The sequence below is a fragment of the Bombilactobacillus mellifer genome, assembly GCF_000970795.1.
Lineage (GTDB): Bacteria > Bacillota > Bacilli > Lactobacillales > Lactobacillaceae > Bombilactobacillus > Bombilactobacillus mellifer.
Genome location: NZ_KQ034028.1, coordinates 58,122 through 67,520, shown reverse-complemented (window position 1 = coordinate 67,520; position 9,399 = coordinate 58,122). Strand labels below are relative to the sequence as shown.

Below are 9,399 nucleotides of genomic sequence, written 5' to 3'. Positions count from 1 at the left end.
CCCCCATTTATATCTAGTTTTAGTATATTACTTCTACAAATCAATTGGTATGGTTTTCACAAACAATGCTCGTCTATGTAAAAAAATTATCGCCGTTGCTGCTTAGATCTTTGCATGTTTCCAGGATAGATAAGATTATTTTATTTTTCCATCAAAAAAGTCGCGATTGCTATCGCGGCTCAAGAAATTGTTCAGAATGATGATTTTAAGCTGGTTCCCAGTGGCCAATCCATTTTTGCTTGCTGGCATTATATTGTCTATAATATACAACTCCCTTAATAGTTTTATAACGCCACACAATAATATCGTGCCGGGTACTAATTCCGTCACTGATCTCATCAGCTTGGGCCACGGTGGTTGTTGCATTAAAAGTTGTTGCTGCCAGTGGTAAGGCAGCGGCCATTAAACATAAAAGAGTTAGTTTTTTAGCTGTTTTTTTCATTTTATTTACTCCTTACTGGTAATTGTTTCAATTTAGGATCCTTTGCACCAGTATAATTAGGTAATCTGCCCGCATTTTTACCCTTAACAATTAGATAATATTTATCTCCCTTTTTTAAAATATAATTTTTGTGACTACTAGGTATTACACTATATGTCCCTTCCATGTCTTTACGATCATAGTGTTCAGGTTCAATAATCACCGAAGTGATTAATAACGGCAATAAGACGAGTACTATCTTAAAAAATAAGGAAGTATGACGAACATTGTAACCTTCCAGTAAAAAGAAGATCCGATCTTCTAAGGTCGGTTGTTCATTAATTGTAAATTTTGGAAAATTAAACTGCGAGTTTTGCGGCTGCGTCGCAATCAGTGAAGCTACACTCATTAAACTGTGAACATACTTAGAATATTCAGTTTTCGACCCCTTTTTGACCATTTGGTAGTCGACATTCATCTCAATTATTTGATTGACTTGACTGCGAAACAGATAAATTAAAGGTAACCACCAGTAAATGCAGACTAGTAGTTCGATTACATATCTTTTTAAGACATCATAGCTGCGGATGTGACACAGTTCATGTTTAATAATATTTTCTTGTTCTGTCGGCGTTAATTGGATCTTAGGCAAGACAATTTTCGGCTGCATAACTCCTAAGGTGAAAGGTGAGACCCGAATAGGCAGGTATAATAATTTAACCTGCTCGGGGATCAACTTGGCCACTGAGGGTGCCAAATAGTTATTTGGAACTGGTTCTAAGTTGATAACAACTTTGTGAAATTGTCCAAAATCATATATCAATTTCATCAATCCAATCACAAAGCCCACCAGCCAAATAATTTTGAAGATATTTAAAACCGTTATCGAAGCCGTAGGCGTTCGCACCTGCTGATTCCCCATAGCATAAATCACAGGCAATACCTTATGTGAGGAAATCGTATGGGTATTGATAAATTCAAACGGCAAAAATAGTCTTAACCCAATAATAATGGCAAAAATTGATAAAAAATCTATTCTTAAAGCTTTATAAGCTGCTCGATGCGAGAGCATCCATTGCATAATCACAATTAAAGCACTCGCCAATAAAATAGAAATTAAGATAGACGACACAGATAAATGCATGAATATAATAACTTTCCTATTGTAGTTCTTTCAGTCGTTTATTGACTTTAGTTTTTAAATCTTGTAACTCCCGCGCATTATTATTATCAGTAATAAACGCAGTTAAATACTTTTGAAAACTTTTTTTGGAAACAGTGGTAAAAAAATATTCCTGTTCAGAAATATTGGGCACAAATTTACGAGTATAAATGGTACCGGTACTTTTAAAACCATCTACTTTAATGAAATTTTCATCTAGCAGCTTTTTAATTAAAGATTGAATTGTATTTTGACTGATCTCTGGATTGGCTTGCGCAATATCACGAGCCGACAGCGCTTCAGTGGCATTCCACAGCACATGCATAATGTCCGTTTCTCGTCGCGTCAATCGTTTCACATCTTACACCCCCTTATATTTAGAATTAAAAGCATCGCAAAACCCGCTGACCCAGACCTTGCTCATAATAATTAACATTCCAATATAAATTGTTGATGTAATTATTTGCGATTATTTGTATCTGTCTCCTGAAAGTAATCTTTAACCAAGATAAGTTGGTGCGGATTGAGAATCACCCCCTTTATAATTTTCATTATGTATAAGTATTATATTCATTACACTATATTTATTTTATAAAGTAATGATATCATAAAATTTTCTGATTTGATCATTTTTTTTAATCATCTATGAATAAATATCATCAATTTAAATGATTCACTAGCCCACTTCTACTTTTAAAGTTTAATTTATTATTTTTTATGATAAATTCATTAATTTTGTCAACTATTTTTGATATTTAAATTAGTGGCACCTTGTAAAAATTAAAAAATTTTTTTAGAAAATCCCTCAATGATTCGTTTGCTGACAAATTGGTGTGCACCAAACAGAAAAAAGCAATTAAAGCCGCTGGGAGCTTTAATTGCTTTTTTTGTGGTTCCGGGCAATGGGGTTAATCAATCAAATTAATATTTAATTGCTGATAGGCCTGTTTAATGGCGGGTGCTAGATGATCGGACACTAAATAATTTAAATCCGTAATGTCCCCCACCAGCGCATTACTCATGGTATTGAATTTATCACTGGTGACCATCCCAATCACTTCATTGGAAATATCGAACATTTGGCGTTTAATCTCGGCTTCCTGAATGGTGGGCACACTAATACCATCGCTAATATTTAAATTATAAATACCCATGACATAAGTATCCGCCCGCAATTGTTGTAATTGCTTGTAAGTCTGCAAGCCAAGATTAATCATCGAGCGCTTATAAAAATCACCACCCAAATTAATCACTTCAATATTAGGAAAATTCACTAATTCAATGGCAATCGGTGGACTATTAGTGATGATGGTCGCCGCAAAATCAGCTGGTAACAGTTTGACCAGCATTAAATTAGTGGTACTGCCATCAATCAGAATGACACTGTCTTCCTTTAATAAAGGGAGCGTTTTGCGGGCGATTTTGGTTTTTACTTCATTATTCACATTAGTGCGATAAGTGAACGACGTCACCGGTGGGCCAATGCGTAAAGCCCCACTGTGGACTCGTTTTAACTTTTTTTGCCGACTCAAATCATTTAAATCACGCCGAATAGTATCTTCTGACACGTGTAAGCGATTACTTAAATCTTTAGCAATCACCTTACGTTCGGTATTTAAAATATTCAGAATTTTTTGTTGTCGTTCTTCTTTCAGCACGCCTACTACCTCGTTTTGTAATATTTTTTATTTTCTCACAATAACTAGCGATGTCAAAAGCTCTTGCATTTTCATGCAAAAACACGTAAATACTTAAGATATTATTGCATGTTTGTATTGACTTTTGACGTAATGGTGCTTACGATAAGTTTATCAAATAGAAAGGAGAACATTATGACACCTAATTTAATCTTAGCCCCTTCTCTCATGTGCGCCGATTTGGTGAATCTGGAATCTGCAGTCCATCAATTAGAACAGCTGGGCTTTCACACTTTTCATATTGACATCATTGACGGGCAATTTGCCCCCAGTATGCCTTTGGGATTAGATACGGTGGCCCGCTTACGAGCAATCACCGATGCTGATTTTGATATTCATCTCATGTCAGTCCACAATGAATTTTTCATCCCAGAATTATTAAAAATTGGAGTGCAAAACATTACTTTCCACTGGGAGAGCAGTTTGCATGTGGAACACTATTTGAATTTAATTCATAGTCAGGGGGTGCAAGCCGGCATTGCTCTTAATCCTGCTACTCCCGTATCAGTTTTAAATTATGTGCTCGACCACATTGAAAAAGTAACGATAATGTTGATTAATCCAGGCTTTGCCCAGGATGCTGCTGAAACTCGGATTCCCTATGCATTGTCTAAAATTCAAGAAATGGCGCAGCTGATTCAACAGCACCATTTGACGACCCAACTCCAAGTGGATGGTCGGGTATCCTTAGATTTTATTCCGCAACTTATTGCTGCAGGAGCCAACAATTTGGTTTTAGGCAATACCGGACTTTTCCTCAAGGGTAAAACTTTAGCAGAAAGTCAACAATTGCTAGTCCAAACGATCACCCCGGCACTTCAACATCAGGAGGCTTAGTGTATGATGTCCTATTACGCTACCGAAAAAAAAATCAGTCAAGAATTAGCACAAGCTTTAGATGCTATTTCCGAAACTGAAGTGCAAGCATTATATACTCAAATAACGACCGCGCACCGAATCTTTTTTGTAGGCGTGGGCCGGGTCTTATTGGCACTGGAAGCCCTAGCTAAAAGATTAGCGCATTTAGGTTTTCAGACCACCGTGGTGGGATCCATTACCGAACCAGCGATTACGGCTCAAGATTTACTAATCGTCGGATCTGGTAGCGGGGAAAGTGTTTACCCATTAGCTATCACGCAAAAGGCTAAACAATTTCACGCGACTGTCGCTCATATTGGTTCTAATCCCCATAGCTCGATGAATCAGTGGACGGATTTATTTATTCAAATTCCAGTGCAAACCAAATTAAACTTGCCGCAAGAAGTGCCTTCGATTCAACCGATGACTTCCCTATTTGAACAAAGTCTCTGGCTCTTGGGGGATACTTTAGCTTTGATGGTCATCGAGCAACAACATATTCAAATGAACAATCTGTGGCAGTACCATGCCAATTTGGAGTAGGTGATAATTTTGAAAGCAGTACATTTTGGAGCCGGCAACATTGGCCGGGGATTTATTGGACAAATTTTATCCCAGAATGGCTTTGACATTACCTTTTTAGATAATAATCGGGCCATTATCGATCAAATTAATACAAACAACGGCTATCCCATTCAATATCTGGATCGCCAGAAATCTACTTTTTGGGTTAAAAATGTAAGCGCTATCGATAGTGGGCAGTACCCCCGCAGCAGCCTGGAAGCTTTAGTAGCGGCGGATCTGATTACTACTTCTGTCGGTGTGAATAATTTAAAAAAGATTGCCCCCTTATTGAAGGAGGCGCTAGTCTACCGCGCTCAGAAACAAAAATCTGTCAATATTTTAGCCAACGAAAATATGATCAATGCCAGTACATATTTAAAAAAGTGCGTTTATCAAGCCGCCTCGTTAGAGGAACAAAGCTTGTTACGACAATATGCCACCTTTGTCAATACTGCCATTGATCGCCAAGCCTTATCTTTTCATCATAATGATCAAATTATCGCGGCTGTGGAACCCTACTACGAATGGGTCATCGACTCTTCAATCGTTCAACCAGGGGTCCCCTTACCTCAAAACAATGTTGTTTTAGTTGATAATATCCAACCTTATATTGAACGCAAGCTGTACATCGTGAACGCTTCTCATGCGGCACTGGCTTATGTGGGCTATTTGTTAGGCTATTCTACTATCCAACAAGCCATGCATAATCCGCAAATTGATCAATTGGTCCAATCTTTTATTACGACGAATTTACAATATTTTGTACAGCAATATCAGCAATCCTTACCGCAACTGCAACAATTTGCTGCGCAAACTATGCAGCGTAATCAAAATCCCCAATTAACTGATCCAGTCACGCGCGTGGGCCGGGCGCCGATTAGAAAATTACAAAAAAATGATCGTTTAGTAGGGCCTTTTTTACGAACCCAACAATTACAGCTTCCAAATCCCGGCGGGCAAAGAATTATTGCCAGCGCCTATTTATACAATAATCCTGATGATCCCGAGGCAGTTTTATTACAAAAAAAGATTGTCGCTCAGGGTTATCAAGCTACCATCCAAGAAGTGTCGCAATTATCCGCAACTGCAGCGCACCAGATTGCGCTGCTTTGTCAAAGATATTACCAAGATCCACAGCAGATTTTAGATCTTCGGGAGGTCAACAATGATTGCTAATTATTTAACCGCACACCAGATTCAATTTTGTCCCAGCGTTGCTACTTGGCAAGCAGCCATTCAGCTAGCAGCCCAACCATTATTGCAAAACCAAACGATCAACTCGCAGTATATCGACGCTATTATTCAAAACGTGTATACCAATGGTAATTATTTCATTTTATTACCGGAAATTGCCATGGCCCATGCCCGTCCGGAAAATGGCAGTTTAAAAAATGGAATGAGTTTTTTAAAACTCACCCAAGCGGTGTTTTTCCCTCATCAAACACCGGTCAAAATTATTTTCGTTATTGCCGGAGAAAATAATGCTGCTCATTTACAGTTGATTGAGGCCTTAGCGGATTTCTTCAGCAATGCCACTTTGACAGATCAGCTTTTAAGCGTCTCCAATAAAAAAGATTTATTGCACTTAATCGAACAATTTTAAGCGAGGTGAACACCATGAAGACTGCAACACAGCACAGTTCCTTACGAGCTAAAATTCAAACCTTTGGTGGTTTTTTAACCAATATGGTATTACCCAACATCGGCGCTTTCATTGCGTGGGGCTTAGTAACGGCCATGTTTATTAAAAGTGGCTGGTTCCCAAATAAAAATTTAAATGAATTAGTCAACCCAACGATCAAATATCTATTGCCCCTACTGTTAGCCTATACTGGTGGGCGCATGGTCGGGGGACATCGCGGCGGTGTTCTCGGGGCTATTGGGACGATGGGCCTCATCGTAGGCTCTCAAGTTACCCAATTTTTGGGCGCTATGATCATTGGACCGCTCGGTGGTTGGATTATGAAGCAAATCGATCATTTTTTTGAAAATCGCATTCGGGCGGGTTTTGAAATGATTGTGAACAGTTTTTCCATTGGGATTATCGGTTTTGTCTATCTGATTATTAATTATCAATTTATTGGCCCCATTATCGAAGTGGCTAACAATCTGGTCAAGGCCGGCGTCGAAGGGCTAGTGCATACTGGCATGTTGCCGCTAGTGGCGCTTATTAATGAGCCCGCCAAAGTTTTGTTTTTAAATAACGTCATTGACCAAGGAATTTATTATCCTTTGGGCATGCAGCAAACCTTAAAACTCGGACACTCATTATATTTCATGCTGGCGTCTAATCCGGGACCGGGTTTAGGACTCTTGTTGGCTTTTTCGCTTTTTGGTCATCAAGCAGCTAAACGTACCGCACCGGGGGCCATGATTATTCATTTCTTTGGTGGTATTCACGAAATGTATTTTCCTTATGTATTAATGAAACCGATTACGATTATTGCGATGATCTTCGGCGCGATGTCTGGGATTATTACTGGACAAATACTAGGTGGAGGGTTAGTGGCCGGTCCCAGTCCTGGTTCGATTTTAGCGTATATCGCCCTCACACCGAAGGGTCATTTTCTGGCTAACACAGCAGATGTGCTTGTCGCGACTACCGTTACTTTTCTCATCGCTGCTTTGCTTTTGAAACGTGATAAAACGCCCGTCGACGATGATCAATTGGAAAAATCGCAGCAACAACTAGAACAAATGAAAAGCTCCCCACAATCAACAACCACTACTTCTGAATCTGCAACTACGACGCCAGTGAATGTCACACAAATTGAGCAGTTTCACAAAGTATCTTTTGCCTGTGATGCGGGTATGGGTAGTAGCGCTATGGGGGCCACCAGTTTTCGCAAACGGCTGGCTAAATTAGGTGTTTCGAATGTCAGCGTAAAATACTATCGCATTGAAGACGTACCAGCAGACAGTGACGTCGTCGTCGTACATCAAGATCTGGCAGAACGTACGCGGCGGGCGCACCCGCAATTACCGATTATCAGTTTGAACAATTACTTACAAGATCCACAATTAGAACAGTTAGCTAACCTGATTGCTGCCAAAAATAAGTAAGTTTTTAAAATTTTTAGATCACAGCTATTTGGAGTCCGGTGAAAACTTTTTTCAGTCATTACTAATGGCGCGCTGACTCTTTGCATCACAACATGTGCGCTATTTTGGCAACCAGCTTATGTATGAAGAATCAGTGATATTCAAGTCAAACTTTCGTTTGATCAAAGAGCAGATCAAAAACTCGTTGGTTCCAGATTGAGTTTTTGATCTGCTTTACACTGCTGTTAGTTTGGGGCATAAGTATTAAACTGCAAAAAAGCAACTAACTTTCTTTCAATTAGTCGCCGAAGCTCTTCTTTATAAAACCAAATTCCATACCAAAACTCCCAATAGTCCAATGATCGAAACAATTAACGTGAGCACACTCCAAGTTTGTAAAGTCCGGCCAATACTCAAATTAAAATATTCTTTATAAATCCAAAAACCAGCATCATTCACATGCGAAAAAGTGATGCTGCCGGCGCCAATGGCCAAGACCATCAATTCCGGACTTACATGCTCCATGGCAATTAATGGTGCTACAATCCCGGCGGCCGTCATCCCTGCTACCGTCGCAGAACCAAGAGACAGCCGTAAAACAGCCGCTAAAAGCCAAGCAATCAGTAAAGGCGATAAACTCAAATGGTTCATATAGCCTGCAATAAAGGTATCGACATGGCTATCGACGAGTACTTGTTTAAAAGCTCCGCCACCACCGATAATTAACAAAATCATCGCAATGGAGCTAATCGAGTCGGCAATGGAATCCATCACCGCTTTCATGGATTTGCCCCGACGCAAGCCAAAAGTAAAGATCGCCACGAGCACCGCGATCAGTAATGCAATGGCCGGATTGCCGATAAATTTCATATAGGGCATTAAACTACTCTGCGCCCAAAACATTTCGCACAGAGCATAGAGGGCCATCAAAATGACTGGAATAACCGCAGTCATAATACTGACAGTAAAACTAGGCATTTGTTCATCGGTAAAATGAGTTGGTTTGAATAATTTCTCCGGAATTTGGGTTTCCAATTTATCCTTAGGTAACAAGCGGGAAAATAATAACCCCCCTATTAAAATAGCCGGAATCGCAATTGTAATACCAATAATCATGGTAATCCCCAAATTAGCATGAAAAATATTCGCAATTGTCACAGGACCGGGATGCGGTGGCACTAAGCCATGCATCGTAATTAAAGCGGTGGCTACAGGTACACCAATATACAAGATCGGTACTTGTGCTTCCAGCGCAATGGAAAACACTAGCGGGATTAAAATCACAAAACCCGTTTCATAAAACATAGCTAAACCCACAATAAAAGCAGTAATCAAGGCCGCCCACTGAATATGCTTTTGACCGAATTTTTGGGTCAAGACTTCGGCAATGCGCTGCGCAGCCCCTGAATCTTCCATGAGCTTACCTAACATGGCTCCAAAACCTAAAACTAACGCTAAGGAACCCAGAGTAGAACCTAAACCGCTTTCAATGGAGGCAATCGTTTTATTTAACGACATGCCCTCTAAGACACCAACCACCAGAGAAGTTAAAATTAAAGATAAAAACGCATTAACTTTTAACTGGACCATGATAAATAACAGTAAAAGTACGCCTAAAACAATAATGAAAATCGGCATTGTTAGTCCTCCTACCT

At 39.5% G+C, this 9,399-nt stretch carries 10 protein-coding genes; 5 read left to right on the top strand and 5 right to left on the bottom strand.

The genetic code is table 11. From position 1 onward, the window contains the following. Nucleotides 1-205: 205 nt before the first annotated feature. The 4 genes from JG30_RS00295 to JG30_RS00280 form a co-directional block, all read right to left on the bottom strand. Entirely contained in the window at nt 206-442 is a 237-nt protein-coding gene (locus JG30_RS00295) for a hypothetical protein (protein WP_046315168.1), read from the bottom strand. A 1-nt stretch (nt 443) separates the two neighbouring features. Further along, on the bottom strand, nt 444-1,565 hold the full coding sequence (locus tag JG30_RS00290) for a M56 family metallopeptidase (RefSeq protein WP_046315166.1): 1,122 nt from the start codon (nt 1,563-1,565) through the stop codon (nt 444-446). A gap of 16 nt (nt 1,566-1,581) precedes the next feature. After that, nucleotides 1,582-1,941, bottom strand: coding sequence for a BlaI/MecI/CopY family transcriptional regulator (locus JG30_RS08535; protein WP_052725136.1), 360 nt, complete (start codon nt 1,939-1,941; stop codon nt 1,582-1,584). A gap of 550 nt (nt 1,942-2,491) precedes the next feature. Beyond that, nucleotides 2,492-3,241, bottom strand: coding sequence for a DeoR/GlpR family DNA-binding transcription regulator (locus tag JG30_RS00280; RefSeq protein WP_046315165.1), 750 nt, complete (start codon nt 3,239-3,241; stop codon nt 2,492-2,494). 174 nt (nt 3,242-3,415) lie between these two features. Here JG30_RS00280 and JG30_RS00275 point away from each other — a divergent pair, with 174 nt between their 5' ends. The 5 genes from JG30_RS00275 to JG30_RS00255 are packed head-to-tail and all read left to right on the top strand — an operon-like array spanning nt 3,416 to nt 7,765. Further along, complete coding sequence (locus JG30_RS00275) at nt 3,416-4,117, top strand: ribulose-phosphate 3-epimerase (protein ID WP_046315162.1); 702 nt, start codon at nt 3,416-3,418, stop codon at nt 4,115-4,117. 6 nt (nt 4,118-4,123) lie between these two features. After that, on the top strand, nt 4,124-4,681 hold the full coding sequence (gene hxlB / locus JG30_RS00270; protein WP_046317079.1) for a 6-phospho-3-hexuloisomerase: 558 nt from the start codon (nt 4,124-4,126) through the stop codon (nt 4,679-4,681). 9 nt (nt 4,682-4,690) lie between these two features. Continuing rightward, entirely contained in the window at nt 4,691-5,878 is a 1,188-nt protein-coding gene (locus JG30_RS00265) for a mannitol-1-phosphate 5-dehydrogenase (protein ID WP_046315161.1), read from the top strand. Beyond that, nucleotides 5,868-6,305 (top strand): PTS sugar transporter subunit IIA, encoded by a 438-nt coding sequence (locus JG30_RS00260; RefSeq protein ID WP_046315159.1) that lies wholly within the window; start codon nt 5,868-5,870, stop codon nt 6,303-6,305. The genes JG30_RS00265 and JG30_RS00260 overlap by 11 nt, the downstream gene beginning before the upstream one ends. Nucleotides 6,306-6,319: 14 nt before the next feature. Next, nucleotides 6,320-7,765 carry a PTS mannitol transporter subunit IIBC gene (locus JG30_RS00255; protein WP_046315158.1) on the top strand — a complete coding sequence of 482 codons (1,446 nt, stop codon included), beginning with the start codon at nt 6,320-6,322 and terminating at the stop codon, nt 7,763-7,765. 297 nt (nt 7,766-8,062) lie between these two features. Here the strand turns inward: JG30_RS00255 and JG30_RS00250 are convergent, their stop codons facing one another. After that, a complete protein-coding gene (locus JG30_RS00250) occupies nt 8,063-9,382 on the bottom strand; it encodes a gluconate:H+ symporter (RefSeq protein WP_046315156.1) in 1,320 nt (439 codons plus the stop codon). Nucleotides 9,383-9,399: the final 17 nt, after the last annotated feature.

Excerpts from the sequence above, each read along its gene's own strand:
- JG30_RS00260 (WP_046315159.1), top strand. The coding sequence starts at position 5,868 with ATGATTGCTAATTATTTAACCGCACACCAGATTCAATTTTGTCCCAGC.
- JG30_RS00255 (WP_046315158.1), top strand. The coding sequence starts at position 6,320 with ATGAAGACTGCAACACAGCACAGTTCCTTACGAGCTAAAATTCAAACC.
- JG30_RS00290 (WP_046315166.1), bottom strand. The coding sequence starts at position 1,565 with ATGCATTTATCTGTGTCGTCTATCTTAATTTCTATTTTATTGGCGAGT.
- JG30_RS00250 (WP_046315156.1), bottom strand. The coding sequence starts at position 9,382 with ATGCCGATTTTCATTATTGTTTTAGGCGTACTTTTACTGTTATTTATC.
- JG30_RS00275 (WP_046315162.1), top strand. The coding sequence starts at position 3,416 with ATGACACCTAATTTAATCTTAGCCCCTTCTCTCATGTGCGCCGATTTG.
- hxlB (WP_046317079.1), top strand. The coding sequence starts at position 4,124 with ATGTCCTATTACGCTACCGAAAAAAAAATCAGTCAAGAATTAGCACAA.
- JG30_RS00295 (WP_046315168.1), bottom strand. The coding sequence starts at position 442 with ATGAAAAAAACAGCTAAAAAACTAACTCTTTTATGTTTAATGGCCGCT.